The 26141-nt window shown below is 37.2% G+C and carries 27 protein-coding genes and 1 riboswitch; of the genes, 10 read left to right on the top strand and 17 right to left on the bottom strand.

Annotated elements, in window-relative coordinates:
• The first annotated feature begins 8 nt into the window (after positions 1-8).
• Positions 9-779 (top strand): alpha/beta hydrolase, encoded by a 771-nt coding sequence (locus AAEU33_RS20665; protein WP_345990072.1) that lies wholly within the window; start codon positions 9-11, stop codon positions 777-779.
• A gap of 10 nt (positions 780-789) precedes the next feature.
• Here the strand turns inward: AAEU33_RS20665 and AAEU33_RS20660 are convergent, their stop codons facing one another.
• Both AAEU33_RS20660 and AAEU33_RS20655 read right to left on the bottom strand, forming a co-directional pair.
• Entirely contained in the window at positions 790-1407 is a 618-nt protein-coding gene (locus AAEU33_RS20660; RefSeq protein ID WP_345990071.1) for a hypothetical protein, read from the bottom strand.
• Between the two features lie 27 nt (positions 1408-1434).
• Positions 1435-1734 carry a rhodanese-like domain-containing protein gene (locus tag AAEU33_RS20655; RefSeq protein WP_172276805.1) on the bottom strand — a complete coding sequence of 100 codons (300 nt, stop codon included), beginning with the start codon at positions 1732-1734 and terminating at the stop codon, positions 1435-1437.
• 107 nt (positions 1735-1841) lie between these two features.
• Here AAEU33_RS20655 and queG point away from each other — a divergent pair, with 107 nt between their 5' ends.
• Positions 1842-2789, top strand: coding sequence for a tRNA epoxyqueuosine(34) reductase QueG (gene queG / locus AAEU33_RS20650; RefSeq protein ID WP_345990069.1), 948 nt, complete (start codon positions 1842-1844; stop codon positions 2787-2789).
• 55 nt (positions 2790-2844) lie between these two features.
• Here queG and AAEU33_RS20645 read toward each other — a convergent pair whose 3' ends face one another.
• The 4 genes from AAEU33_RS20645 to AAEU33_RS20630 form a co-directional block, all read right to left on the bottom strand.
• The gene (locus tag AAEU33_RS20645) at positions 2845-4314 is read right to left on the bottom strand and encodes a TolC family protein (RefSeq protein WP_345990067.1); all 1470 of its coding nucleotides are present in this window, start codon (positions 4312-4314) and stop codon (positions 2845-2847) included.
• The gene (locus AAEU33_RS20640; protein ID WP_172276814.1) at positions 4307-7468 is read right to left on the bottom strand and encodes an efflux RND transporter permease subunit; all 3162 of its coding nucleotides are present in this window, start codon (positions 7466-7468) and stop codon (positions 4307-4309) included. The genes AAEU33_RS20645 and AAEU33_RS20640 overlap by 8 nt, the downstream gene beginning before the upstream one ends.
• Before the next feature lie 15 nt (positions 7469-7483).
• Positions 7484-8569, bottom strand: a complete 1086-nt coding sequence (locus AAEU33_RS20635) for an efflux RND transporter periplasmic adaptor subunit (RefSeq protein WP_345990066.1) — start codon at positions 8567-8569, stop codon at positions 7484-7486.
• Positions 8570-8665: 96 nt separating this feature from the next.
• Positions 8666-9094, bottom strand: a complete 429-nt coding sequence (locus tag AAEU33_RS20630; protein ID WP_273650953.1) for a hypothetical protein — start codon at positions 9092-9094, stop codon at positions 8666-8668.
• 595 nt (positions 9095-9689) lie between these two features.
• Here AAEU33_RS20630 and AAEU33_RS20625 point away from each other — a divergent pair.
• On the top strand, positions 9690-10367 hold the full coding sequence (locus AAEU33_RS20625) for a TIGR02117 family protein (protein WP_345990064.1): 678 nt from the start codon (positions 9690-9692) through the stop codon (positions 10365-10367).
• An 84-nt stretch (positions 10368-10451) separates the two neighbouring features.
• A complete protein-coding gene (locus AAEU33_RS20620) occupies positions 10452-10925 on the top strand; it encodes a hypothetical protein (protein ID WP_345990062.1) in 474 nt (157 codons plus the stop codon).
• Between the two features lie 185 nt (positions 10926-11110).
• Here the strand turns inward: AAEU33_RS20620 and AAEU33_RS20615 are convergent, their stop codons facing one another.
• From AAEU33_RS20615 to AAEU33_RS20590, 6 genes are all read right to left on the bottom strand, one after another.
• Entirely contained in the window at positions 11111-12241 is a 1131-nt protein-coding gene (locus AAEU33_RS20615; RefSeq protein ID WP_228456924.1) for an MBL fold metallo-hydrolase, read from the bottom strand.
• Between the two features lie 236 nt (positions 12242-12477).
• Positions 12478-12672, bottom strand: coding sequence for a cold shock domain-containing protein (locus AAEU33_RS20610; protein WP_089029390.1), 195 nt, complete (start codon positions 12670-12672; stop codon positions 12478-12480).
• Between the two features lie 31 nt (positions 12673-12703).
• On the bottom strand, positions 12704-13132 hold the full coding sequence (locus tag AAEU33_RS20605; protein WP_172276829.1) for a cold shock domain-containing protein: 429 nt from the start codon (positions 13130-13132) through the stop codon (positions 12704-12706).
• Between the two features lie 12 nt (positions 13133-13144).
• The gene (locus AAEU33_RS20600) at positions 13145-13879 is read right to left on the bottom strand and encodes a DEAD/DEAH box helicase (protein WP_345990060.1); all 735 of its coding nucleotides are present in this window, start codon (positions 13877-13879) and stop codon (positions 13145-13147) included.
• Positions 13880-14060: 181 nt separating this feature from the next.
• Positions 14061-14216, bottom strand: coding sequence for a hypothetical protein (locus AAEU33_RS20595; RefSeq protein ID WP_172276835.1), 156 nt, complete (start codon positions 14214-14216; stop codon positions 14061-14063).
• A gap of 419 nt (positions 14217-14635) precedes the next feature.
• Entirely contained in the window at positions 14636-15148 is a 513-nt protein-coding gene (locus AAEU33_RS20590) for a hypothetical protein (protein ID WP_345990058.1), read from the bottom strand.
• A gap of 141 nt (positions 15149-15289) precedes the next feature.
• Between AAEU33_RS20590 and AAEU33_RS20585 the strand changes: the two genes are divergently transcribed.
• The 4 genes from AAEU33_RS20585 to AAEU33_RS20570 all read left to right on the top strand — a co-directional run bounded on the left by AAEU33_RS20585 (position 15290) and on the right by AAEU33_RS20570 (position 21107).
• The gene (locus AAEU33_RS20585) at positions 15290-16702 is read left to right on the top strand and encodes a PLP-dependent aminotransferase family protein (protein ID WP_345990056.1); all 1413 of its coding nucleotides are present in this window, start codon (positions 15290-15292) and stop codon (positions 16700-16702) included.
• A gap of 265 nt (positions 16703-16967) precedes the next feature.
• Positions 16968-17160: riboswitch (cobalamin riboswitch) on the top strand.
• A 403-nt stretch (positions 17161-17563) separates the two neighbouring features.
• Complete coding sequence (gene prpB, locus AAEU33_RS20580; protein ID WP_345990054.1) at positions 17564-18472, top strand: methylisocitrate lyase; 909 nt, start codon at positions 17564-17566, stop codon at positions 18470-18472.
• The gene (gene prpC / locus AAEU33_RS20575; RefSeq protein WP_345990052.1) at positions 18459-19610 is read left to right on the top strand and encodes a 2-methylcitrate synthase; all 1152 of its coding nucleotides are present in this window, start codon (positions 18459-18461) and stop codon (positions 19608-19610) included. Before prpB ends, prpC begins: the two co-directional genes overlap by 14 nt.
• Before the next feature lie 45 nt (positions 19611-19655).
• Positions 19656-21107: a bifunctional 2-methylcitrate dehydratase/aconitate hydratase gene (locus AAEU33_RS20570; protein WP_345990051.1), complete on the top strand. Its 1452-nt coding sequence runs from the start codon at positions 19656-19658 to the stop codon at positions 21105-21107.
• 172 nt (positions 21108-21279) lie between these two features.
• On the opposite strand, the gene AAEU33_RS20565 is transcribed toward AAEU33_RS20570, so the two are convergent.
• The 5 genes from AAEU33_RS20565 to AAEU33_RS20545 all read right to left on the bottom strand — a co-directional run bounded on the left by AAEU33_RS20565 (position 21280) and on the right by AAEU33_RS20545 (position 24007).
• Positions 21280-21609: a hypothetical protein gene (locus AAEU33_RS20565; protein ID WP_172276853.1), complete on the bottom strand. Its 330-nt coding sequence runs from the start codon at positions 21607-21609 to the stop codon at positions 21280-21282.
• Positions 21606-22004 carry a DUF4267 domain-containing protein gene (locus AAEU33_RS20560; RefSeq protein WP_345990049.1) on the bottom strand — a complete coding sequence of 133 codons (399 nt, stop codon included), beginning with the start codon at positions 22002-22004 and terminating at the stop codon, positions 21606-21608. Before AAEU33_RS20560 ends, AAEU33_RS20565 begins: the two co-directional genes overlap by 4 nt.
• 69 nt (positions 22005-22073) lie before the next feature.
• A complete protein-coding gene (locus AAEU33_RS20555; protein WP_345990047.1) occupies positions 22074-22649 on the bottom strand; it encodes a Crp/Fnr family transcriptional regulator in 576 nt (191 codons plus the stop codon).
• A 118-nt stretch (positions 22650-22767) separates the two neighbouring features.
• Positions 22768-23358 (bottom strand): hypothetical protein, encoded by a 591-nt coding sequence (locus AAEU33_RS20550; protein WP_345990045.1) that lies wholly within the window; start codon positions 23356-23358, stop codon positions 22768-22770.
• Between the two features lie 235 nt (positions 23359-23593).
• Entirely contained in the window at positions 23594-24007 is a 414-nt protein-coding gene (locus tag AAEU33_RS20545; protein WP_345990044.1) for a hypothetical protein, read from the bottom strand.
• A gap of 153 nt (positions 24008-24160) precedes the next feature.
• Here AAEU33_RS20545 and AAEU33_RS20540 point away from each other — a divergent pair, with 153 nt between their 5' ends.
• Together AAEU33_RS20540 and AAEU33_RS20535 are read left to right on the top strand one after the other, a co-directional pair.
• Complete coding sequence (locus tag AAEU33_RS20540) at positions 24161-24724, top strand: TetR/AcrR family transcriptional regulator (protein WP_345990042.1); 564 nt, start codon at positions 24161-24163, stop codon at positions 24722-24724.
• Between the two features lies 1 nt (position 24725).
• A complete protein-coding gene (locus tag AAEU33_RS20535) occupies positions 24726-26138 on the top strand; it encodes an MFS transporter (protein ID WP_345990040.1) in 1413 nt (470 codons plus the stop codon).
• The last annotated feature ends 3 nt before the right edge of the window (positions 26139-26141 follow it).

The following is a 26141-nucleotide window of genomic DNA, read 5'->3' as shown; positions in this document are numbered from 1 at the left end:
TAACTTGAATGTCGGTTAATTTAGCAAAACCCCAAATAAAAAATCTTTATATAGAATACGATAATTCACGGGGCAACAGGCCTACATTGGTTTTTCTTCACGACTCCCTTGGATGTACCCAATTATGGAGGGATTTTCCTCAAAAACTTTCCGAAGCTTCCCAATGTAATGTTCTGGTTTATGATCGTTTAGGATATGGTAAATCAGGTCCGATGCTTACACACGAAAGACCCGATAATTATATGGAGCTGGAAGCAGATCTTCTGAATGAGTTGTTGCAGGAGCTTAACATCAAAGATGCTATTTTATTCGGGCACAGTGACGGAGGAACCATAGCTCTGATCACTGCCGGTAAATATCCCGAAAGAATAAAAGCCGTTATTTGTGAAGCAGGACATATTTTCGTTGAAGATGTTACGCTGAAAGGAGTGTACGATGCATGGGAAGCTTATAAAACTACGAATCTTCCTGAGCGTCTGCAAAAATACCACGGAGATAAAGTAGAAATGCTTTTCAAGGCCTGGACAGAAACCTGGACTCGGGAGGGATACAGAAATTGGAACATCGAGTATATATTGAAAGATATTATATGTCCATTACTATTTATTCAGGGAGATGCTGATGAATATGGAACTTTAGATCAGGTAGAAAAAACAGTAGTACAGGTGAGCGGATTCTCAGAGAAATATATTATACCAGGAGTAGGACATACACCACACAAAGAAGTACCTGATATTATATTGGAGAAGGCGAAAGAGTTCATAGAGAAACACATTTAATAAGGTTGGTCTATAAATTTGTTAATTCATACTCTATATTTTTTCTGGCCTGATGTTCATATTTATTCTTAAAATAGTCAGTTTTAAAAATATAATCCGACTCCAGAAAATGGAGAAGTACTTTTCTTCTGCCAGGTTTATATAGAAAGTCAGGATAGATAGAGTATTCTCTTCTGATCATTTTAGTATATTCCAGATAGGTTTGAGGGTCTTGTCCTAAAATCGATAAGTCAGCGTCTAAAAGATAGTTGGTGTCATTATCTGGGGATTTTTGATGCAGTTGAGTCGCCAGAATCTGATGAAAGATATTATCTATGGACCTTTTATCTACCTTAATTTCACTAAGCCTTATTTTCGCCAATTCAGCACTTTTTTTCTCATTAGCTTTTGAGGAAGCATCATAAACAATATCATGATAAAATACTGCAAAACTTATCACCTGAAAATCTGAAATATCACTTTTTATCTTTTCTAGCTCCGAAAATAAAGCAGTCAGATGTTCCAGATTGTGATAAAATCTTCCTTTTTGGGAGTATTGGGTCTGTATTTCCTGCCACAATTTATTAATGAGATACTGGTCCTGTGTGTAAGGAAGGAGATTCTGAGCTAATCTTTTTTTCAGATTCATATTATTAAAAGGGATAAAAAAAGGAACTTAAAAAGTTCCTTGATTTGCTTCGATTGTTGCTTTCAGGTCTGCCCAGCCACCGCCGTTATAACCGTCCTTTAATCCCTGGGAATTTAAATATTCCAACGCTTTTCCGCTTCTGTTTCCACTTCTGCAGAAAATTACAACTGGTTTTTCTATCGATAGAATTTCTTCTTTTCTATCTTCAACTTCACCTAATGGAATATTTTGAGCTCCTTCTATATTACCATCCATTTCCAGTTCCATTGGTTCGCGAACATCTATTAATTGATAATTTCCGGATTTTAATACATCTGCTAATGACATAATTGTAAATATTTAGTGTTAAAAGTATAAAATGGCTGTCTGAAATATTTCACACACCCAAACTCCAACAAATTTATAAAATAATCTTAGTTTTGCAATGGGAAATCATGAATTCAACTGCTGAAAAATATTCTGAACTGATAAAGTCCAAGGCACAACGTTTTGGATTTCAGAATTGTGGTATCTCCAAAGCCGATTTCCTCGAAGAAGATGCCCGTCATCTGGAGAAATGGTTAAAGAATAACTTCCATGGGGAAATGAAATACATGGAAAACCATTTTGATAAAAGATTAGATCCCCGATTACTGGTAGAAGGCTCGAAGTCAGTGATCTCATTATCCTATAACTATTTCCCTGAAGAGAAGCTTTCCACGCTGGAAAACTACAAGATCTCAAAGTATGCATATGCTGAAGATTATCACGAGGTAATTAAGGAAATTCTTCGTGAAATGGTGACTGAGCTGCAGGAGGAGATCGGGGAATTCGGATTCAGGGTTTTTGTAGATTCTGCTCCCGTACTTGAAAGAAGCTGGGCCAGGAAATCCGGAATTGGATGGGTCGGGAAAAACGCCAATCTGATCACGAAGCAAAACGGCTCCTTTTATTTTTTAGCGGAGATCATTTGCGATCTTGAGCTGATTGCAGATCACGAAACCACCAACCATTGCGGTACCTGCAGAAAATGTATCGATGCTTGTCCTACAGATGCTATCATCTCGGATAAAATCGTTGATGGAAGCAAATGCATTTCATATGCTACCATTGAACTGAAAAGCGAAATTCCCGATTATTTCAGGGATAAAATGCAGGATTGGATGTTTGGCTGTGATATCTGTCAGGATGTTTGTCCTTGGAACCGGTTTTCAGCTCCGAACATGCAGAGCAAGTTCAAGCCTAACGATAGCCTTAAAAATTTTAAAAAAGGCGAATGGAAAGAGCTTACGCAGGAATTATTCTCTGAAATCTTCAGGAAATCGCCTGTAAAAAGAACAAAATATGCAGGCCTGAAAAGAAATATTGAGTTTTTGGAAAAAGGTAGTGATCCTGAATCTTAAAAAAGAAGCCTACCTTTCGGTAAGCTTCCCTAAGAAAAAATTAAATTGGTATATATTATTTTTTAATAATATCGGGGGGTGCAACAGGATTCTGATCCCATCCGCCACCAAGTGCCCTGTAAATGGCAACACTTGCTTTTAACTGATTCACTTTCTTTTCAACAAGTTCAAACTTGGATTCAAGCGCATCCCGTTGAGTCAGGAGAACCTCCATATAATCTGCACGGGCATATTTAAAAAGATCATTGGAAATATCAATGGACTTTGTTAAGGCATTTACTTCCTGATTTTTAATATCAAAACTATTTTCCAGATTATGAATCTTTGATAATTGGTTGGCTACCTCAATATAAGCACCCAGTATAGTTTGCTCATAATGGTAAACAGCCTGCACCTGTTTTGCATTGGCATTATAATAAGCTGCCTTTATTGCATTTCTATTGATCAGTGGGGCAGTAAGCTCTCCTGCAAGAGAATACAGAAAGGACTGAGGCTTGACAATGTACAGAGGGTTAAAAGCCTGAAATCCTACTCCCGCAGCAATATCAAGAGAAGGATAAAACCTTGCTTTTGCTGATTTTATATCCAGCTTTGATGCAGCAAGCTCATATTCAGCCTGTTTAATGTCAGGTCTGTTTTCCAGTAGCTCTGAAGGAATCCCCGTATATACCGGTTGTGGAACGAGGGTATCAAAAGTATTGCGGGTTCTTTCCACAGGCTGTGGAAATCTTCCGACAAGGTAGTTGATCCTGTTCTCTGTTTCCACAATTTTCTGCCTGATATCGTACTGCATTCCCTGGGTTTTTAAAACCTGAGCCTGAAAACGTTGTACGGCAAGTTCATTGGAACGGGCAAATTTTTTAAGATCTCTTACAACCTCTAAAGCATCATTCTGAATCTTTATATTCTGCTGTAGGATATCCAGTTCATTATCCAGAGCCAGCAGTTCATAGTAAGAATCAGCAATTTCAGCAATTAGATTCGTAGTCATAAAATTCTTTCCCTCTACACCGGCAAGGTACCTCTGTACCTGAGCTCTTGTGGCATTGTGCAGTTTACCCCAGATATCAGTTTCCCATTTTGCCTGGGCTCCTACGGCAAAATCAAATAAAGGATCCGGCATTTCTCTGCCCGGTTCAATTTCAGTATTTGCTTCCATTGCTCCGATATTAGTGTATCTGCTTACTTTATCCATACTGGCTCCGGCTTTCAAACCTACTGACGGCAAATACTCTCCCTTACGGGCCTTGATCTCATTTTTGGAAATTTCTATTTCCTGGAGAACAATATTCAGCTCCTGGTTATTCTTAAGAGCTTCATTGATCAGTGCCTGGAGATTTGGATCACTAAAATATTCATTCCATTTGATCTTTCCTGTATTGGAAGAACTATTATCATCAGTCCCGTATTGTTCAGGAACTGTTTTATTTTCGGCACGCTGTTCTATTTCTATAGGTTTGCAGGCAGCAAGGCTTAATAGGACCAACGCGATCCCTGCATATTGATATATTTTATTCTTATTCATAGTGTATCATATCTTCGCTTAGCGGTGATTCATCTTCGTCTTTGATCATTTTTTTGCCATCAGACCATTTGGCAAAAATGTAATAGAGGCCAGGAATAATGATGACTCCTAAAATAGTTCCCACGAGCATTCCTCCCAATGCAGAAGCTCCAATGGTGTGATTTCCGATCGCTCCGGCACCTCCTGCAAAAATTAAAGGAACAAGACCTGCAATAAATGCAAAAGAAGTCATCAGGATCGGACGGAACCTGATCCTTGCACCTTCCACGGCTGCTTCAAATATGGAATCCCCTGACTGTCGCCGCTGTACGGCAAACTCAACGATTAATACTGCATTTTTACCCAGAAGACCGATTACCATGATCAGTCCTACCTGAGCATAGATGTCATTTTCCAGACCCATTGCCTTAAGGAGAAGGAAAGATCCGAATACCCCCACAGGAAGCGAAAATAAGACAGCGAATGGAATGACAAAGCTTTCATACTGCGCCGCAAGTACGAGGTATACGAATACAAGAACAACCAGGAATACATAAATGGCTTCATTTCCGCGTTGTGCTTCATCATATGATAATCCTTCCCAGGCTACTTTGTATCCGTGAGGTAAAGTTTTAATTGCTGTTTCATTAATCGCATTAATTGCATCCGCAGTTGTGTACCCTGCAGCTGGTAACCCCCGGATCGCAGCAGAATTATACATGTTGTAGCGGGTAATTTCATTAGGGCCCTGTGTTTTTTTCAGCGTCATGAATGCTGAATAAGGAACCATTTCATCACGGTCATTCTTTACATAGAGCTTCATGATATCCGAAGGAAGTCTTCTGAATTCAGGAGAAGATTGTACATATACTTTAAAGAACTGCCCGAATCTGATAAATCCTTGCTCATAGGTACTTCCGATCAGGATATTCAGGTTGTCCATCGCCTTACCGATAGAAACTCCTTTCTGCATGGCGGCATTATTATCAAAAACAAGCTCATATTGCGGATAATTGGCTGCAAAAAAGGTGAATACCCCTGTTAATTCCTTACGCTTTTTAAGGTTGGCAATAAATTCCTTGTTTACCTTATCGAAATCCTGATAATCTGTGGTTCTGTTCAGATCCAGCAGTCTCATGGAAAATCCTCCTGAAGATCCAAATCCGGGAACAGCCGGCGGTTCAAAAAACTCAATGGTTGCTCCGAGATCTTTTGATTTTTCTTCAAGTTCTTTCATGATTTCTTTTACAGAATGGTCACGGGCACTCCAGGTTTTAAGGTTAATCAGACAAGTTCCGGCGTTAGAACCACGCCCTTCCGTCATAATTTCGTAACCCGCCAGTGAGGATACGGATTCTACACCGTCCACACCCTGACAGATCTTCTGTAATGCTCTGGAAACCTTATTGGTCTGTTCCAATGTAGAACCCGGAGGTGTCTGAATAATGGCATAAATCGTTCCCTGGTCTTCATTGGGGATGAAGCCTCCCGGAAGTGTTTTGTTGATGATAAAAATTCCGGCTGAAAATAAAATCAGGATTCCCCAGGTTACCACTTTTCTGTTAACGATTTTTCTCAGAAGCAATGCATACTTACCGGTTACTTTATCAAAACCTTTATTAAATGCATCCAGTGATTTTGTAAAGAGATTGGCTTTTTTAGGTTTTCCATGATTGTTTTTCAGCAGCATTGCCGCTAAAACAGGCGTTAATGTAAGGGCAACTACAGCAGAAATCACGATGGAACTCGCCATTGTAATTGAAAACTGACGATAAAAGGTTCCTACCGGCCCTGTCATAAATGAAATAGGGACAAATACTGCCACCATTACAGCAGTAATTGCGATAATAGCGCCTGCAATTTCAGCCATTACTTCTTTCACAGCTTTATAAGGTGAAATGTTGCTTTCTTCCATCTTGGCGTGTACAGCCTCAATAACCACAATCGCATTATCCACAACGATACCGATAGCTAGAACAAGGGCAAATAAGGTTACCAGATTTATGGATAGGCCAAAAAGCTGAATAACAAAGAACGTTCCTACTAAAGAGACGGGAACAGCAATGATTGGGATCAATGTTGACCTCCAGTCTCCAAGGAAGATGAAAACTACAATGGCTACAAGAATAAAGGCATCCCTCAATGTGTGGACCACCTGTTCGATGGAAGCATCCAGAAACTGGGATACGTCATAGCTGATCTTGTAATCTACTCCTGGTGGGAAGCTACCTTTCATTTCCTCAAGCTTTGCTTTCACATCTTTTATTACGTCATTCGCGTTACTTCCATAATTCTGCTTCAGGACTATAGAAGCAGAAGGATGTCCGTCGAGATTGGAATAAATATCAAAGAATTCGCTTCCCAGTTCTACCTTAGCTACGTCTTTAAGCTTAATATTTTCCCCCTCAGCATTGGAACGGACAATGATGTTCTCATACTCTTCAGGTTTGTTATATTGTCCTTTATAGGTAAGAACATATTCAAGGGACTGCGCTGCAATTCCTGAGCTCTGACCGATTCTTCCGGGACGCCCGATGATGCTTTGCTCACCAATAGCCTTCATTACCTCATCCACAGAAATAGAATAAGCACGCATACGATCGGGATTCAGCCAGATTCGCATTGCATATCTTCGGCTTCCCAGGATCTGGGATTTTGCGATACCGTGAATACGGTTGATTTCAGGAATGATGTTTACGGTTGCATAGTTGTAAAGGAATTTTTCGTCCATGCTCTTGTTGGTGCTATATAAATTGACATACATCAACATACTGGGCTGAATGGGATTTACTACAACCCCCTCTTTCTGTACGAGTTCAGGTAAAAGGGGCATCACCTGGTCTACTCTCGTTTTTACAAGAACAACAGCAGCATTGGGATCTGTTCCGGGATCAAAAACAACGTTTACCGTAGCTTCTCCGGCACTGGTCGCATCGGTGGTGATGTAACGCATTCCCTGTACTCCATTGATGGCATTTTCAATGGTAATCAATGAGGATTTCACCAGTACATCGGCACTCGCACCCGGATAAGCAATGGATACGGCAACCGTAGTAGGTGCGATTTTTGGAAATTGTTCGGTAGGAAGCTGTTTAATGGCCAATCCACCGACAAAGAGGATGATGACCGATATTACGATTGCGAATACCGGCCGGTGTATTACTTTTTTAAACATAATTCTGCTTTTTAATTACTCAGCATAGAGATCCAGGTTCGACATCACTTTTTCAGGCTTCTGATAGCGGGTGGAAATTTTTTGATTTTCCTGTACCATTCGAAGCCCGTCCAAAAGAATTCTTTCATCTTTTCCAAGTCCTGACGCCACTACATAAATATGTGGTAATTCAGCAGCAATTTTTATTTCCCGTGCTTTTACTTTGTTGTCTTTGTTGATTACATATACATATTTCTTTTCCAGCTCTTCAAAAGTTGCTTTCTGAGGAATCAGCATAGCGTTGGCATAGGGAGCTGTAATCTGTATATTTCCGGTTTCCCCATATCTGAGAAGACCCTTAGGGTTAGAAAAAGTTGCTCTATATGCAATATTTCCTGTTTCATTATCAAAATCAGACTCGATGGTTTCCACAATACCATCCTGGCTGAATGTTTTTCCATTGGCCATTTTTAAACGGACATGCATAGGATCATTGTCCTTTCTGTCACTCATCTGATTCAGGTATTCAGCCTCCGGAACATTGAAGTATACCCACATCTTGCTGTTATCCGAAAGTTCTGTGATCAGCTCACCTTCGTCTACCAGACTTCCTTTCCGAACATGCAGACGACCTACAATTCCGTTAAAAGGAGCCCTGATCTCGGTAAATTTCAGGTGTGTATTCATTGACGAAAGCTCAGCCTGGGCTTTTTCATATTTCGCCTTAGCCATTGCCATTTCCTGCGGAGCTACAATATCTTTATCTGAAAGATTTTTAGTGTTCTGGTATTCTATCTGAGCATATTTTGCTTCTGCCTTTGCCCTGTTAACATCAGATTCATAAAGGTTGGGCATAATTTTAAATAGCAGTTGTCCCTTTTTTACATATTGACCTTCATCTACGTATAAGGTCTGGATATAGCCTTTTTCCTGAGCACGGAGTTCTATATGGTTAATGGATCGAATTTGTGCTACATAATCTTTGTCGATTAAAGTATCTTTCACTAGCGGGCTTGTTACATTGAAAACCGCAGCTTCTGTTTTTTCTTTTTTCTCTGATTGACAGCTTATGCATAGCAAAATAATGCACAGGTTTATATACATGAGACTTTTCTTGACCATGATAATCATTTTATAGTAAATTTTTTTAATTGAAAAAATAAGGTTGCAGGCTCTCAGCATGAGAACCTATAAATTTTCCGTAAAAATATACTAAGATCACAGCCGGATGACCCTGTACTGGATGTACAGGTCATCATTGAAATATTTTAGATGTTCTGAATTAGCAAGTGAAACAGCACTCTGTCTGTTATGGAATTTCGTAACAAAATCAGGTTTCAGATGTCCGATGTCAGTCCCTAAACAGATTGGAGGTCCCGTAAAACCGGATGTCTCTACATTATCATCGTTTTCATTATCGCTTTCGGAAAGGTTTGCTCTAAGCTTATGATAGGGCAGGTGTGAAACAACATATTGATCATGAAGTTCATGGTCTCTTAGAAAAGCATAAGAATGTTTTATATTGTTTTCCGAAGAATCATCACTTACGGATTTTGAATTGAAGTTGACATCAAAATCGGGATACTCCGGTATCTGACCAGAGTACAAACCTAAAACAGTGAGTAGTGCAAATAAAAAGGTAAACAAATATTGATGAAATCTTCCCCGCATCCAATGACAAAGGTAACTAAACTTGAAAATTGAAACAAAACGTAGGGATTAAAAATGTGTTAAAAAAATGATAAAAATGTAAAATATAATTACAATAAATGCCTGATTGCAAGTTCTTGATGAGAATGTATCCAAAAAAAGGGAAGATTGAAGGGGATATGGTGGTGAGAAACTGAAAAATTGAGTTTCGTATGAGGAGTTAAGCGTTAAATTTTTGGTGATAAACCCTCGTTTGGAATTTCTGCTGTTCCAAATTAAAGAGGGTAGTCGACCATTCCTTAAATTTAGCGGTTTAAGGAGGTAAAGATTTTGTGAATAAAAATTCTCTGAAAAGCCTTTCCTAAAAAGAAAAATTGACTTTCAAAAAGATAAAATCTTTTAGAAAATCAACGTTTTTTTTGTATTCTTTTCGGAGCTGTTTTTACTCTTATTTTAAATCTTTTTTGGGATTTAGTGTTTTTACGCATATTTGTGACTATTTCATACTTAAATGTACTGATTTTTCCGATTAAAACAAATATTTTTGTGATAAATTAAAAATTAATTTTACGTAACCTTATAAGACATATCTGTGAAAAAAATACTTATTATCGTTTTAAAAGCTTTAGGAATCATCCTCGGGATCGTTGCTCTTTATGTTGTTCTTGCCCTGTTAGTCCCGTTTATCGGGGTTTCAGCGAAGGATGACGGTGAAAAGAAAGAGATCCCAATTTATATTTATACCAATGGAGTACACACGGATATTGTAATGCAGATAAAAAACGATCTGCAGGACTGGAGTACAAAAGTTCCTTTCTCCAATACCACTTCAAAGAGAACTGATTATCAGTATATAGGAATCGGATGGGGAGATAAAGGCTTCTACCTGGACACTCCGACATGGGCTGATTTAAAATTTTCAACAGCTTTCAAAGCTGCTTTCTGGTTAAGTGAATCTGCAATGCACTGTACTTATTATAGTACGATGAAAGAAGGAGAAGACTGTAAAATGATTATGATCAGCAGGTCCCAGTATAAAAAATTAGTTGAATTCGTAGAAGCCAAATTCGATAGAGATAAGAATGGTAATTTTATTCTCATCCCGACAAATGCTGTGTATGCTGATAACGATGCCTTTTATGATGCTAAGGGAAGCTACAATTTCACGTATACCTGTAACACCTGGACAAATGATGCCCTAAAAGCTGCGGGACAAAAAGCAGCTCTGTGGACGGCTACAGATTTTGGAATATTCAGGCATTATAAATAATTAGAGTTATGTGTTTGATTGATCGGATTTTATCCAGAAATTGATGTTTAAGATTTTCTTGAAAACATTAATTTTTTGTTGTTAATGAAAAATATAATTTCTCAAATGCTGGAATTTTTACGAAAACATTACCTACTAATAATAATCCTTTTTTTAGGAGGGATTCTTTTTTATGATAATCATTTAAGAAAGGAATTTAAAAATACTTATAAAGAAAAAGGGATTTATACTATTGGAAAAATTAATGATATTAAGGGGTATGGAAGAGGAACGGGCTTTAATTTTATTTATAATTTTAGTGTTAGTGGCAAAAAATATAAATCATACTGTGATATTTATCCCCTAAAATATGGAGAAGCTGAAAAGAAATTACATAAAAGTTACTTAGTAATATATCTTAATGATAATGTATATAATAATAGGTTATATTCTAATATTTTGGTTAATGACAGTATGACTAGCAGCCAATTACAGAAATGGATTAATAGCAATCCAGAGATTAAATCTAAATTAGATACAATACCGCATCCCAGTTTCTTTTTTGAAAATTATTTTTAGCTTTTTTAGGCCTCAATAAAATAAAAATGATTTGAAAATTTACCTAAACTAAATATTTATATTGGAGTTATTTCAGAACAGATAATAAAATTATATTCCAAAACAATGAATTTGAAGGACTATGAAATAATGATATATTTTCTTTAATTACTTACATTTTTGTATGGAATAACTTTTCAGATGCCTCATTGAACATTTTTCCACCATTCGTTAAACTTCTGATCTGTTTTGTCTAAATGAACTAATTCGCCGATCATAGGGGTTGCTAATCGATAAGTTTGGTTCTTAGAAAGAGCTGTGATTTTTTCCAAAGGTTCTTTCCAGGGGTGGTTGGCCAGGGTGAATTTAGAATTATGCACGGGTAATAAATTTTGGGCACCCAGCTCTTTTGTTCCCAAAGCAACTTCTTCCGGAAGCTCATGTACCGATTGCCATGCTTTATTATATTGCCCGCATTCCATAATGGCCCAATCAATTTTTCCGTATTTTGAACCTATAGATTTAAATCTATCATCACGACCTCCGTCTCCGCTGTAGTACACTTTCATAGAAGGTGTCTGAATCAGGAAAGAAAGCCATAATGCCTGTCCGCTTCTGAATCCTCTTCCGGAATCATGATGTGTAGATTCCGTAAATATGGTAAATTCTGGCTTTACGTTTACGGATTCGTACCAGTCTTTTTCTATAATCTGATCGGGTGTATATCCCCAGCGTTCAAAATGAGCTCCGTTCCCTAAACCACAGACTACATGTTTTGTCTTTTTTTGCAGTTCTTTTATGGTTTCGTAATCCAGATGATCATAATGATCATGCGATAAAAGTAGGTAGTCGATTTCAGGCAGGTCTGCTACCGTATAAATATCACTTCCTTTATAAGCCGTAACACTTCCAGGGATAGGGGAGGCTTTTCCACTGAATACAGGATCAACAAGGATCTTTACGCCATCGAGCTGAAGAAAAAATGAAGAATGCCCAAACCATACATACGCGTTATCATGAATATTCAGTGCTTTTAAATTGGTCTTTATGGATGGTAGCGAATCTACGGGGCTACGGTGAGGAAATTTTGTAAACAGGGTTTCGTACAATACACCCGGCATCGAGTAGCCTTTAGTAAGCGTTGGCCTCTCCACAATATTCCTGAATCTGCCATCTTTATAATGGGAAGAAGCTTTTATCAGTTCAAGACGTTTACCCTCCGGCAGGGCTCCGAATTCCTCCCGCCTCATATAGAAAAAGGTAACGATACCAAGAACAGTGATAATGAGGACCAGCAGGATCAATATTTTCCGGAATACTTTTACAATTCTTTTCAATGTGATTGATTTTTTACTTCAAAATGTTTTTAGATGTCCAGATCACCCGGAACATCAGTGATGTGTTTTTATTACATAAAGATAATACTTCCCAATAAAGTAATGATGGGTTTATTATTTATAGGACGATCGACTTTGGATTATACTTTATCTGGATTTATTTGAAATAAAAAAAAGACCCCAAATGGGGCCTTCTGTGTGATTTGATATTATCTTATCGGAAAATATCTGGAAAACTATGCAAGTTTTACGTTTACTGCGTTTAATCCTTTTTCACTTTTTTGTACTTCAAAAGTTACTTTATCGTTTTCACGAATAATTCTTGTGCTTAACCCTGAAGCGTGTACAAAGATATCCTGTCCTCCGTCTGCTGGAGAAATAAATCCGAAACCTTTTGTTTCGTTAAAAAATTTTACTGTGCCTTCTTGCATTGTAATTGTTATTAAAAATTGTTGTTATTTATTATTTGATCAGTTGAATATCAATAGCAGAAAATCCTTTCGGAGATCTCTCTTTTTCAAATGATACTTTATTTCCTTTCTTTACGGGTTCCGCACAGTTGTTGGAATGGAAAAATACATTTTCCTTTGTTTTATCTTCTGTAATAAAACCATAACCTTTTTCACTGAAAAAAGTAATAATTCCTGATTTACGGATTTCCTCTTCAGGAATAGGAGCAGCTCCCAGCTGAATATCATCAAGGTTAATTTCTTGTGTCTCTTCAGGTGGAGTAGAAGTAAGTCTTCCGTATGAATCCACATACGTTAGCATTTCATCAAGTCCCTTTCCTTTATTGTTATTAGTTTTTCGTTCTTCACGGCGTAAAGCCTTTTCTTTTTGTTTTTGAATTTTTTTCTTGAAATTTTCTTTTTTAGAGAAAGAATCTGCCATAAATTAATTTTATTATTTAGTTATTATATTAAAGTACTGGAGCGGATCGGCGCTAAAAAGCCTGTCCGTTTTTTCTTTTTTTCCTACGGGTATCACTGTATGATCTGCATTTTTTTCTATAGGTGTAGGTTTAATCTCCACCGGGTTGCTTAGCAATGGATCAGCAAATCTTTTAACCTTGTCTGATATGACCGAAGAAAAAAGTAAGGTTTGTCTTTTATGAGGAAGAAGTTTAATAACTTTCTTCACATCATTCACAAAATTCGTATCGAGCATTTTATCTGCTTCATCTAAAACCAGGATTTCAATCCTGGAAAGACTGATAGGTCTCTGATTGATTAATTCAAGTAAAGCAGCAGGGGTTGTTATAAGAACGTCCACTCTTACTCTTAAAGCGGCAAGCTGATTTCCTTGTGATGTTCCATCATGAATGGTCAACTGGGATAAAGGAAGATATTTACTGTAAATTCTGAAATCTTCTTCAATCTCCACCGCTATTTCTTGTGTCGGCGTTAATACCAGTGTCCGTATTTCTTTATGTTCCGGTGCGCTTTTCTTCAACAGCTGAATAACAGGCATGGTAAATGCTGCTGTTTTTCCAGGTTCCTTAGGTCCAAACCCCAAAATATCTCTACCCATCAAAATCTGCGGAATAACATCCGCCTGTATTTCTGTCGGTTTAGAATATCCTGTCTCTGTAGCGGCGCGGATAATGGGATTAATTAAATTTAAATTTTTGAAATTCATTGATAAGGTTTGCCGAATCTTCGACCTTTGACCAATTCTTTATCAGGAATTGAATATTTATTTTATTGTTGGTGTATCGGGAAAAAAATAATTTTTCCCGTTGTTTCATTTGCTTTGTTCACCAATAATCTGAATAAATAAAGATCGTTGCTGAGTTTGCAATAGCGTGGCATGCCTCACATTAAATGAGCACCTCTATACGCCCGTAAACCCTGGAGCCTGCGTAATGGTCTTCTTTTGTAATTTCTACTGAGAGTAAATCTCCTAAAGGAGTAAAAGGATCTTCAAATTGTTTTTCTATTCTTTGTTTTTTTAAGTTGCCTGTATATATATTCATTCAAGAAATAAATAAGGGTTAATTTTTGGCAGCTGAAAAAGCAAAAACTGAAAGAAAAAAATAAGTATTCTAAACTGTAACAGATAGCAAAGGCAGAGGCCTGGTTATTTATTAAGTGCAAAGATACGAAAAAATAAGGGATAATCGATGTTTTAATTAATTGATTTTCAAAAAATTGTTTAAAAACAGCTTTTAGCCATAAAGAATCGGGCTTCTGTTTGTAAATATAGGGTCAAAATCTTTTGTAATGGGTTGTTTTTTTAATTAATGTATTACATGATCCTGTCAGCAACATTATATTTGCTAACAGGATCTGTTTGTTGAGGTTGCTTTTCCTCCTCTAAGCTAAGAAAATTAAAATATTGTCCACATCTGTTCCAAAAAATAACAATGTAAATATGAGAAAGGAATAGTCTTATTTACTTCAGCTTCAGTTCGTATATTTTTGCGGGGAGTGAAAATGCTTTCAGGGTGGTCGTTTTTATAAATTCAAATCCAACCGAATTGAAGAATGAGAGCATGGGATCATCTTCAGTTATGCTGATCCAGATACGATCTGTAAAAGTAATAGCTGATCTGCTTTTGTTCCATAATGATTGTCTTATTTCAGGCTGATCATATTCAGGAAGGATAGAAAAATCAATTATTTCCGTCATTCTCTCCCCTTCGGTTGCTTCCGGATATAATGATCCGCTTTTAAAAAGGCAATAACCGACGGGTTCATGATCTGCAAATACCATAATGAGCTGGGTGGATAAGTCATTCAGGATATTGATCATTTTCCTGTATTCTACATTTTCGGCAAGGTATTCTTCAATTTTTTCCGATGAAACTTTTCCAGAATAGGTATTTCTGATATAAGGTCTCATGACAGCAAAAAGATGATCGATTCCCTGGTCTGATCCTACGGTAAATTTGGATATAATTTCCATTATGATTCTTTTTTTACCCAAAGCTAATGGATTATTAAACTGTTGTATGAGTACAGTTGAGTACAATTGAATCAGTACAGTTGGTTTTTAATCATTTGTGCAAACACATTTGTACATTTGCTATGAAAAAGATGAAACGCCATGAAGACGTACAGATATGAGATTTTTACCACTGCTATTGAAGATAAAATAAAGACTGGAATGTTTAAGCCCGGCACCCGTCTACCGTCTGTGAGAGAGATTAAAGAAAATTATCATCTGAGTACAAGTTCGGTTCAAAGTGGTTATGATCATCTGGTGATGAAAGGATGGGTGAAAAATATTCCCCGTTCCGGTTATTTTGTAGCAGCTGATATTCCACAAATAAACAGTGAAATCTTACCACTTTACCCAGTCTCAAAAAATGAAGTTTTCAATAAAAACGTTGCTCTGATTTCATCAAGAAATAAGCCCTCCGAATATACCTCATTTAATTCGGCAGCACCTACGGATCTTTTGATTCCGCAAAAGCTCATTTTAAAAAAAATGCAGGAAGTGATCCGCGAAAAAGGGACTTCACTTCTTCGCTACTATCCTGCTAACGGGTCATTAGAACTAAGAGATCTTATCGCTAAACGTGCTTCTCAATATGGATACATATTACATCCTGAAAAATTAATCATTACAGATGGAGCATTGCAGGCACTTTACATTGCCCTGGCATCTGTGACAAATGCCGGTGATCTCATTGCTGTTGAAAGTCCGTGCGTTTTTTCTGTTTTGGAAGTAATTGCCAATCTGAAACTTAAAGCCATAGAAATTCCTGTCCGGGATAGAGATGGTTTTGATACGGGATATTTAAAAAAGATATGCGCGGATCATAATATCAGATCTCTTGTAGTTACACCTAATTTTCACAATCCTACCGGAATTCTGATGTCTGATATTGTAAAAAAAGAACTGCTTTCCATTGCGGAAGAATATGAGTTTCCGATTATCGAAAATGATATTTACGGAGACCTATATTTTGGCAATGAGAGACCTTCGGGGATCGGGAGTTTTGATACCGGTGGTTGGGTAATAACTTTTTCTTCTTTTTCCAAAACATTGGCTCCTGGTATTCGCCTGGGATGGATGCATTCGGGAAAATTCCATGCGGAAGCAGAGAGAACCAGGTTTGCCTTAGGAAGATCTGTTGCTCCGCTATATCAGGAACTGGTCATTAAACTGCTTGAAGACCATAGTTATGATAAACATTTGCGTTCATTTCGTAAACAACTATATAAGCAGGCTAAAGATGTGCTAGAGGTATTAAAAAGCCATTTTCCGGATGGGTCTTATTTTGAAGATCCTCAGGGTGGATACAGCATTTGGGGAAGTTTGCCTGAAGGAGTAGATATGGAGAAATTTTACGCTTATTGCGAACAGCAAAGAATATTATTTACTCCAGGAGAAATTTTTAGCATTACCGATCAGTTCAGGTGCCATTTCAGGATTATTTTTGCAGAACGTATCACATCCCATAGCCTGTTGGCTTTGCAAAATATAGGTGAGAATTTGAAACAGATATTGTGAGTGTTTTTCAGGCTTTTATCTGTTAATTCAGAATCATATTTTCATATTGAGAGCATATGCTTTTCTCAATAATTGTGTTTGTCGGATTTTTTTGCAAGTGATTTTTACATAATCAAGATCATTTTAATTATGATTTTGAAAATTGAAAATATATTTATAATGCCTATTTTCAAAGAATTACGAATTCCTAACTGTTGTTCGTAAATAATTATTTTCGTGTTTCAATAAAATACCTATATTTACCACCAAGGAGTTCATTTATACTTCTTTATCAACCGGAATTGGTTACACTTAGCTGTGAATTAAAAGGGAATCGTGTGTGAATCACGAACTGTCGCGCAACTGTAAGTAACACTCAAAAGGTTTTTATCAATCAGGGTCCACTGTTCTTTTTTGAATGGGAAGGACGATAAAAATTGTTACAAGTCAGGAGACCTGCCTATTTCGAATTGACGATGCTTTCGCGATCTGAAGCTTATAGTCAGGTATGATACGATGTGATAACAGTGCCCGATATCTTTTTGTGTACATTATCATTTTTAAGAAATGGTTTACAGGTTTTGCTTTTCAGGGCTGTATCATTTCTACAGCTTGCTCGTATTAGTCCCTTTCCATAATTTTCTCTTTTACAAAGTATTGTGAAGTTTTATCAGCACCTTTTATATTGATTTATAAGCATTACAGGCTGATGGCAGCAATCTTTAACCGGATTGTTATTACATGAAAATGTAATGGGCTGTTCAACCATTCATTAAGGTTTATAGGTCGTTTAATTATTTTAATCATTTAAAGAATAATCTTTCTTTAAATTGTTGGAAGAATGTGAATTAAAATACATCAAAACGAACAATAATATTAAAGATGAGTAAAAATGTAAGTCTAGAGTCTGCCGGATTACGTTTCCGGGAGACGATGCAAAAAGAAAACCCTCTTCAGATTGTCGGGGCTATCAATGCCAATCATGCATTGCTGGCGCAACAGGCAGGATTCAATGCTATTTATCTTTCCGGAGGAGGAATTGCTGCAGGATCGTTGGGAATTCCGGATCTGGGAATTACGACCCTTGAGGATGTTCTGATCGATATTCAGCGAATAACCAATGTATGTGATTTACCTCTATTGGTGGATGTAGATACGGGGTTTGGTCCTTCGGCATTCAACGTAGCAAGAACTGTAAAATCATTAATTAAAGCCGGAGCAGGTGCTTTGCATATTGAAGACCAGGTGGGAGCGAAACGTTGTGGACACCGTCCAGGTAAAGAAGTGGTAAGCAAAGATGAAATGGTAGACCGTTTGAAGGCTGCTGTTGATGCGCGGACGGATGAAAATTTTGTGATCGGGGCACGTACAGATGCTTTTGCCAATGAAGGACTTGAAAAAACATTGGAAAGGGCTGTTGCCTATAAAGAAGCCGGAGCAGATTTCATCTTTGCGGAGGCTGTTCCTGATTTAAGCTATTATCAAAAGTTTGTAGACGCTACAGGTATTCCTGTACTGGCCAATATTACAGAATTCGGAATGATTAAAATGTATACTGCTGATGAACTGAAAGATGCGGGAGTCGGTTTGATTTTATATCCCCTTTCTGCTTTCCGGGCGGCAAATAAGGCAGCAATGAATGTTTACGAGCATATCCGGAAAGACGGAACCCAGGCTCACGTAATTGATACCATGCAGACTCGGGAAGAGCTTTACAAAAGCATTGGATACCATGATTACGAACAAAAATTAGATAACCTATTTAAACAGAACAAGAATGTCAACGAATAACGAATCAACATTTAAGCCTAAGAAAAGTGTAGCGCTTTCAGGGGTTGCCGCAGGTAATACTGCCCTTTGCAGTGTAGGAAAAAGTGGAAATGATCTCCATTACAGAGGTTATGACATTTTGGACCTCGCAGAAAAAGCAGAATTTGAGGAAGTAGCCTATCTTCTTATTTACGGACAGCTACCAACAGGAGCCCAGTTAAAAAACTATAAAGCCAAATTAAAATCACTGAGAGGATTACCACATTCTGTAAGAAATATCCTGAAAAGTATTCCTGCAGCTGCCCATCCGATGGATGTAATGCGCTCCATGGTTTCAGCAATTGGAAGTATTCAGCCTGAAAAAGACGATCATAATGTGGCGGGAGCAAGGGATATTGCAGACAAATTACTGGCATCATTCAGTTCCGGACTTTTGTATTGGTATCATTATACGCATAACGGAAAAGAGATTGATGTAGAAACTGATGATGATACTATTGGGGGCCATTTTCTTCACCTGTTACATGGTAAAAAAGCACCTGATTCCTGGGTGAAGGCAATGGAAATCTCTCTTAATCTTTATGCAGAGCATGAATTTAACGCTTCTACTTTTACTGCGCGTGTTATTGCGGGAACCTCTTCAGATTTTTATTCCTGTATAACGGGAGCTATCGGTGCTTTAAGAGGTCCTAAACATGGTGGGGCGAATGAAGTGGCTTTCGAAATTCAGAGTCGTTATAATTCCCCGGATGAAGCGGAAGAGGATATCAGAAGGCGTATTGGTAACAAAGAAGTAATTATTGGATTTGGACATCCGGTGTACACCATATCGGATCCGCGAAACGTAGTGATAAAAAAAGTAGCGAAAGAACTTTCCGAAGAGGCAGGAGATATGTTGCTTTATCATATTGCTGAAAGGCTGGAAACCATAATGTGGGAAGAAAAGAAAATGTTCCCTAACCTGGATTGGTTCTCAGCGGTTTCGTATCATCTGATGGGAGTGCCAACCCTTATGTTCACTCCGTTATTTGTTATTTCAAGAGTCACGGGATGGAGTGCCCACATCATTGAACAAAGGCAGGATGGCAAAATTATCCGTCCAAGTGCCAATTACACCGGGCCTGAAAATAAAGAATTTGTTCCTATCACAAGCAGATAATACAATCAATTTAAAATATAAACTAATTAAACTTAAAACAAAAAGATGTCATCACACATTTCAAATGAAAGACCACAACCGGATCAGGTATTAACAGATATTGCAGATTACGTATTGAACTTCGAAATTAAAAACGACCTGGCCTGGAAAACGGCCCACTACTGCCTTTTAGATACTATTGGATGTGGATTGGAAGCTTTAACTTATCCTGCATGTACGAAATTATTGGGGCCTATCGTAAAAGGAACTGTTGTTCCGAATGGTGCAAAAGTGCCGGGAACTCAGTTTCAACTGGATCCGGTTCAGGCGGCTTTCAATATTGGAGCTATTATTCGTTGGCTGGATTTTAATGATACGTGGCTAGCTGCAGAATGGGGACATCCTTCTGATAACTTAGGAGGAATTTTAGCAACCGCTGACTGGTTGTCCAGAACCCATATTGCAGAAGGAAAAGCTCCTTTGAAAATGAAGCAGGTGCTGGAAGCCATGATCATGGCGCATGAAATTCAGGGAGTAATTGCTCTTGAAAATTCATTCAACAGAGTAGGTTTAGATCACGTTTTATTAGTGAAGTTGGCTTCTACGGCCGTTGTAGGAAAATTAATTGGATTAACCCGTGATGAGCTGATCAATGCGATCTCATTGGCCTTTGTGGACGGACAATCTTTAAGAACATACCGTCACGCTCCTAATACAGGAAGTCGTAAGTCATGGGCAGCCGGAGATGCCACTTCCAGAGCTGTGCGTTTAGCATTAATTGCCAAAACCGGCGAAATGGGTTATCCTTCGGTACTTACGGCTAAAACATGGGGATTCTATGATGTTTCATTTAAAGGAAATGAATTCAAATTTCAGCGTGAATACGGTTCTTATGTAATGGAGAATGTATTGTTTAAGATCTCTTTCCCTGCTGAATTCCATTCACAAACAGCCGTGGAAGCAGCTATGACATTGCACCATCAATTAAAAGGGATTGGTAAAACAGCTGACGATATTAAAAAAATTACTATTCGTACGCATGAAGCGGCTATCAGGATTATCGATAAAAAAGGTCCCCTGAATAATCCTGCAGACAGAGATCATGCGATTCAATATATGGTAGCGGTACCTCTTATCTTCGGAAGGCTGACTGCTGCCGACTATGAAGATAATATTGCTTCAGATCCAAGGATTGATATTCTTCGTGATAAAATTGAATGTATCGAGGAGGTTCAGTTTACCACTGATTACCATGATCCTGAAAAACGTTCCATTGCCAATGCATTAACAGTAGAGTTAAATGACGGAACTGTTTTGGAAGAAGTAAAAGTAGAGTATCCTATAGGACATAAACGAAGAAGGGATGAAGGAATTCCTGAACTGATTAAAAAGTATAAAGTGAATCTCGCCCGTATATTCCCGGAAAAGCAGCAAAGACTTGTATTGGAAAATTCTCTGGAGTATGATAAGCTGGTTAACCTCAATGTTAATGAGTTTGTGGATCTTTTGATTGTTTAATTATCTGAAATTCAATAAATAATTTCAGAAAAATAAAACAAATACTAACTTACCAAACACCTTAAAACAGATATTTGATTTTTTTTCCAAAGCCTGAACAATCGTGAAGTTCAGGCTTTGATATGTAATAACTTTTTATTGAAAATAAAATTGAAATTGTATCGAAGAATACCTACGTTTTGATGACTCCTATCAAGCCTGCAAGGATAGCCATTCCGAATAAAAGATAGAACACTTTCGTTGGAACATTTTTCCCACTGTATATTCCGCAAAAAGTTGAAACTCCTAAAAACAAAAATGATTTTGGGATGATCTTATATAAATTGATGTGAGGGTATTTCAGGACGACAAGGAGAATTCCTGTTAATAAAATGGTAACTCCAATAAGAATGTTTTTTTTATGAAGGACCTTATTCTGTTGAGGAAATAATATGGCAAGCTGAATAATAAATACTAAGAATGCGATGAAATGTAAAACCAGAACGATATTAAATAAAATCATGATAGTATTAGTTTATGGTTTTGTAAATAATAAAATCCACACGACAGACAAATGATAATGGCGATCAGGTGGGAAACTAAATGACCGGCTGTGGAGCCAGGATATGATAGTACGACGAAGAAGTCTGTAGCTGGAATGATAGTTCCTAAAAGCAGAATAATACCTAATGCAAAGAACTGTTTTTTCCCTAAAAGAAGGATAATGATCAATCCAAAGAAAAAATCACGGATTCCTTTGATATACTGAAAAGAAAAATCCCCATTGGTGACAGTACGGATACCATAATCTATTTCAGCACCAACAGGATTAATAAAAAAGCGGATTCCAATGTAAAGTAAACCAATACCTGAAATGAGGCTAAGCCAGAATGATGTTTTTTGTTGTAAACGTTTCATAAGAACTTTATTTTGTTGATACAAAATTCTTCAACGTTTAATAGAAATTGATGCACCCAGGTTAATAAATCATAAAAGTGATATTCTTTTTCTGATTCTGCTCAATGATTGTGGCTTTACTCCCACATAGGAAGCAATATAATATTGAGATATCCTTTGTTGCAGATCAAAATGCTCCTTAATAAATTTTTCGTAGCGGGATTTTGGAGAATCCGTATAAAATGAATTCCTGTCTTTTAATGTTTTGATAAGAACATACTCAATAGATAGCCGTCCAAATCGCTCTCCATTTTTTACCTGTTCATACAGCTTCTGAAGATTTTCATAGCTGATGGTCCAGATACGGGTATTTTCTAAAGCCTGAATGAGTTGCTTGGATGGTGTCTGCGGGCCAAAGCTTTCAAAATTACAGGTAAATTCATTTTCTTTTGAGAAGCCATAAGTTCTTTCTTCGCCATCATCATTGATGTAATAACGGACAAGACCATTTTCAATAAAGCCGACATATTTGCAGATTTCACCTTCCTTAAGGAAAAAATCTCCTTTTTTATATTCTTTCAATTTGAATAAGTTCTGAATTATTTTTTCTTCATCAGAACTTATTTCTACTATCTTTTTTATAGCCACAAGTAAAGCATTATCCATTCTAAAACAGTTTAGTTAGCGGTAAAACTTATATCAACAGTATAATTTGATAATATGGAAAGTTACGGCTTTCAATTAAAGAATAATAAACTTTGCGCTCAGTATTTTATTGAGCAGATTACTGATATTGGTATTCGATATTACTCCACAAAACAACATCACCGGATTCGGTCATTTCTGCTGGTTTATTAAAAGCACTTTTACCGAAAATAGTTTCATATTGTGTAACACCAAAAGTGTTCGTTTGTGAAATAAACATGGGTCCGAAATCAGTTCTTGGTACTTTTTTTACATACCGTAGTGATCTCTTTAATGTAAATGAAGATTTTTCTCTGTTAAAATTACCGATATAGATCAATTCGTTATGATCATTGATAAATACAGAATCCTTGTCCATTGTAATGGTATATTTTATGCCGGCTGATGTTTCGGAAATCAGATGTAAAGAGCTGTTTTTTATGTCAAGACTTATTTTCCTCCATATTGGTTCCTGATAAGTTCCCCAATAAGCAGTCAGATAAGATTCGCCGGGATCAGATTCCTGGGCAATCGGTCCTTTATAAAGAGTAACATTTTTTACAAGATAATTTTTATATTCTAGGTTATATAATGTTTTTTCCGTTGGTTTTGGTTTTTCAGAAATATCATCATTTCCCGCACATGAAATGAGTAATGTCGAAACTAAAAGAATATTGAGAATAGGTTTCATTGCAATTTAAAATTGTATCGTCAGGATAGTTTTTACATATGTTTAATTCACGGTAAAGATACTTATTATTGTATTAAATCTCCTCAAATACTTTATATATGGGCATTTTAATAATTGTTAAATTTGCAATGAGCTAGTTTTTAGTAATTTAATTTTTGACAGTATGCATTAAACTGCGTCAAAAATGTGATGGAAAAAATACTTTCTTCAATTCTAATAAGGTTGACTGCTTAATTTAATAAGCCCTTGCAATATTGATTTCTTCATAAATGTCCCACTTATTAGTAGTGGTCTTCGTTAGCGTTAGTTCATTGCCATTTATTGAAGCTTTGTAATTGACAAAATTAAGGGTCATATTTGAAGAGGAACTGTTATAATACCCCTTTTGTATTTCATATTTTTCGCAGTTTATGTACGATACAAAAGTTGCAGGAGTAGTATCGATGAGCTGATCGATCTGGTAGTATGATTTTGCAGCACAGGTACCATCATGCGATACGGTAAAGGTTACCACCCCATTTTTTTTCTTAAACGACTGGTACAAATAGTATCTGCTAGATTTTTCAGATGGAGCAGGAGAAGTATAATCCGAATCACTTATGCAGGAAGTAAGAAAAAGAATTGATAAGACCAGCAGGAACACTTTCATAATTTGATGTTTTTGCAAAGATATACTTTGAGATTATATAATGCTATTACTTTCATTAATGGATATCTTAACATAGCTTTTGATATATACATTATAGAAAAAAGTGAAAATTTAAATATACAAGTCTGTCTATTTAATTTATATCTTTGTACCATGAAACAAAGAGGACAAGTTGTAACCGACAGGATATTGGATACCGCCGAACGTTTATTTTATACACAGGGTTATAGTAATACCGGTATCAATCAGATCATTGAAGAGGCTGATATTGCCAAGGCATCTTTGTATAAACATTTTGAAACAAAGACGGACCTGTTGATCGCTTATATTCGCCGTACGCATGAGCTATGGTTCAGCAGGCTGGAAAGCAGTGTCAACAAAGTTAAAGATCCTAAACAGAAACTACTGGCACTTTTTGATCATCACACCGAACGTCAGAAATTCAGGCAGTTCGGAGGCTGTCCGTTCATTAAAGCAAATGATGAAGCAGGGACAAGTGATCCGGAAGTTTTAGCCGAAATACAATCAGCTAAAGTGCACAGTAAAGAATTTATAAAAACCCTTGTTGAAAATTCCGGACATAAGAACATATTGTCTGATGAAGAGCTGGCAGAAACAATCTACGTTATGCTGGAAGGCGCTATTGTTACCGCTTCCGTCTTTAAAAAACCTGATGAAATCCAGTCTGCCAAAAAAATCATTGAAAAACTGATCTAGAATGAAAGATATAAAAAATAAGTGGCTGGAGCTGATCATTGTATTGGCCGCACCTTTACTTTCTGTAATTGATGTATTCATCATCAACGTGGCGATACCTACCATTAAAAAAGGAGTTCATGCGACTGATGGCGAAATGCAGTTCGTTATTGCGGGGTACCTGCTTGGTTATGCTGCTTTTCTTATTACCGGAGGTAGAGCGGGAGACCATTTTGGAAGAAAGAAAGTTTTCTTTTGGGGAATGTTTGCCTTTACAGTTGCTTCATGCTTATGTGGTCTTTCCCAATCCTCTTTTCAGCTGAATTCAACCAGGATACTCCAGGGGCTCAGTGCATCATTTATGGTTCCGCAAACCATAGCGTTTATACAAGTTCTTTTTACTGATACTAAAGAGCGGGCAAAAGCATTTGGCCTGTATGGTATAACACTTGGAACTGCTGCAGCCATCGGTCAAATGCTGGGAGGATACCTATCGGATACCCATTGGTTCATAGAAGGCTGGAGACTCGTGTTTTTTATCAATCTTCCTATCGGGATCGTTACACTTTGGGCAACTCATAAATACCTCACGGAAACCCCGAAACATGAGTCTACTAAATTCGACTATACGGGAATATTGATTTTAACGCTGGCATTATTTTCCCTTATTTACCCCCTGATCCAGGGTCGTGAAGCAGGGTGGCCGCTGTGGAGTTTTGCATTGCTTATTTTATCAGCCATTTTGTTTACATTTTTTATTTATAATCAGAAAATTAAACTTTCCAGAAATGGAAACCCTTTGATTGATGTAAGATTGTTTAGAATAAAAGATTTCAATATCGGTCTGGTTGCGGTATTATTTCATTTTATGCTGCATACGGCATATCTTTTACTCAGTGCAGTTTATTTACAAAATGGATTGGGTATCTCAGCAATGGATAGCGGATTGTACTTTGTTGTTCCCGGGATTTTATTTATCATATCATCTCTCATGGCGTCGAGGCTGATTGTTATATTTGGAAAAAGAGTATTACAAGTGGGAGTGGTTATTCTGTTTATCGCATTTTATCTCCAGATGACACTTTGGAAACCCGGGATCAGTACCTCGCTGATTATTGGTCTAATGGGAATGTGGGGACTCGGAAACGGATTGGTCCTTCCTTCATTATTAAATGTTGCTCTGAAAAATGTACCTTCACAGTATGCAGGTGCAGCTGCTGGAATCTATTCAACTTTTCAGCAAACAGCATCGGCACTGGGAGTAAGTATCATTGGAGGTGTGTTCTTTTATTTTTCAAAAGACGGCTGGCAGGAGGCTTACCATTTCGGGGTTATCTGCCTGTTGATTTGCGTTGTAATCGTAGGGCTGATGTTACAGTTACTTCCCGGAGCAAAATCGGTAAACGAAACTAATGGAAAAGTACTTAAAACATGAACC

The sequence above is a fragment of the Chryseobacterium sp. Chry.R1 genome (assembly GCF_039645525.1).
Taxonomy (GTDB): domain Bacteria; phylum Bacteroidota; class Bacteroidia; order Flavobacteriales; family Weeksellaceae; genus Chryseobacterium; species Chryseobacterium proteolyticum.
Note: the sequence above shows the minus strand (reverse complement) of the source record. Positions and strands in the feature narration are given on the sequence as shown.

Bases quoted from the DNA above. Each gene is read 5' to 3' on its own strand.
- AAEU33_RS20595 (WP_172276835.1), bottom strand. From the start codon at position 14,216: ATGAATATATATACAGGCAACTTAAAAAAACAAAGAATAGAAAAACAA.
- AAEU33_RS20600 (WP_345990060.1), bottom strand. From the start codon at position 13,879: ATGAATTTCAAAAATTTAAATTTAATTAATCCCATTATCCGCGCCGCT.
- AAEU33_RS20645 (WP_345990067.1), bottom strand. From the start codon at position 4,314: ATGAATAAGAATAAAATATATCAATATGCAGGGATCGCGTTGGTCCTA.
- prpB (WP_345990054.1), top strand. From the start codon at position 17,564: ATGAGTAAAAATGTAAGTCTAGAGTCTGCCGGATTACGTTTCCGGGAG.
- AAEU33_RS20665 (WP_345990072.1), top strand. From the start codon at position 9: ATGTCGGTTAATTTAGCAAAACCCCAAATAAAAAATCTTTATATAGAA.
- AAEU33_RS20660 (WP_345990071.1), bottom strand. From the start codon at position 1,407: ATGAATCTGAAAAAAAGATTAGCTCAGAATCTCCTTCCTTACACACAG.
- AAEU33_RS20555 (WP_345990047.1), bottom strand. From the start codon at position 22,649: ATGGATAATGCTTTACTTGTGGCTATAAAAAAGATAGTAGAAATAAGT.
- AAEU33_RS20655 (WP_172276805.1), bottom strand. From the start codon at position 1,734: ATGTCATTAGCAGATGTATTAAAATCCGGAAATTATCAATTAATAGAT.
- AAEU33_RS20590 (WP_345990058.1), bottom strand. From the start codon at position 15,148: ATGGAAATTATATCCAAATTTACCGTAGGATCAGACCAGGGAATCGAT.
- queG (WP_345990069.1), top strand. From the start codon at position 1,842: ATGAATTCAACTGCTGAAAAATATTCTGAACTGATAAAGTCCAAGGCA.
- AAEU33_RS20550 (WP_345990045.1), bottom strand. From the start codon at position 23,358: ATGAAACCTATTCTCAATATTCTTTTAGTTTCGACATTACTCATTTCA.
- AAEU33_RS20540 (WP_345990042.1), top strand. From the start codon at position 24,161: ATGAAACAAAGAGGACAAGTTGTAACCGACAGGATATTGGATACCGCC.
- AAEU33_RS20570 (WP_345990051.1), top strand. From the start codon at position 19,656: ATGTCATCACACATTTCAAATGAAAGACCACAACCGGATCAGGTATTA.
- prpC (WP_345990052.1), top strand. From the start codon at position 18,459: ATGTCAACGAATAACGAATCAACATTTAAGCCTAAGAAAAGTGTAGCG.
- AAEU33_RS20620 (WP_345990062.1), top strand. From the start codon at position 10,452: ATGAAAAATATAATTTCTCAAATGCTGGAATTTTTACGAAAACATTAC.
- AAEU33_RS20565 (WP_172276853.1), bottom strand. From the start codon at position 21,609: ATGATTTTATTTAATATCGTTCTGGTTTTACATTTCATCGCATTCTTA.
- AAEU33_RS20585 (WP_345990056.1), top strand. From the start codon at position 15,290: ATGAAGACGTACAGATATGAGATTTTTACCACTGCTATTGAAGATAAA.
- AAEU33_RS20610 (WP_089029390.1), bottom strand. From the start codon at position 12,672: ATGCAAGAAGGCACAGTAAAATTTTTTAACGAAACAAAAGGTTTCGGA.
- AAEU33_RS20640 (WP_172276814.1), bottom strand. From the start codon at position 7,468: ATGTTTAAAAAAGTAATACACCGGCCGGTATTCGCAATCGTAATATCG.
- AAEU33_RS20545 (WP_345990044.1), bottom strand. From the start codon at position 24,007: ATGAAAGTGTTCCTGCTGGTCTTATCAATTCTTTTTCTTACTTCCTGC.
- AAEU33_RS20635 (WP_345990066.1), bottom strand. From the start codon at position 8,569: ATGGTCAAGAAAAGTCTCATGTATATAAACCTGTGCATTATTTTGCTA.
- AAEU33_RS20560 (WP_345990049.1), bottom strand. From the start codon at position 22,004: ATGAAACGTTTACAACAAAAAACATCATTCTGGCTTAGCCTCATTTCA.
- AAEU33_RS20605 (WP_172276829.1), bottom strand. From the start codon at position 13,132: ATGGCAGATTCTTTCTCTAAAAAAGAAAATTTCAAGAAAAAAATTCAA.
- AAEU33_RS20535 (WP_345990040.1), top strand. From the start codon at position 24,726: ATGAAAGATATAAAAAATAAGTGGCTGGAGCTGATCATTGTATTGGCC.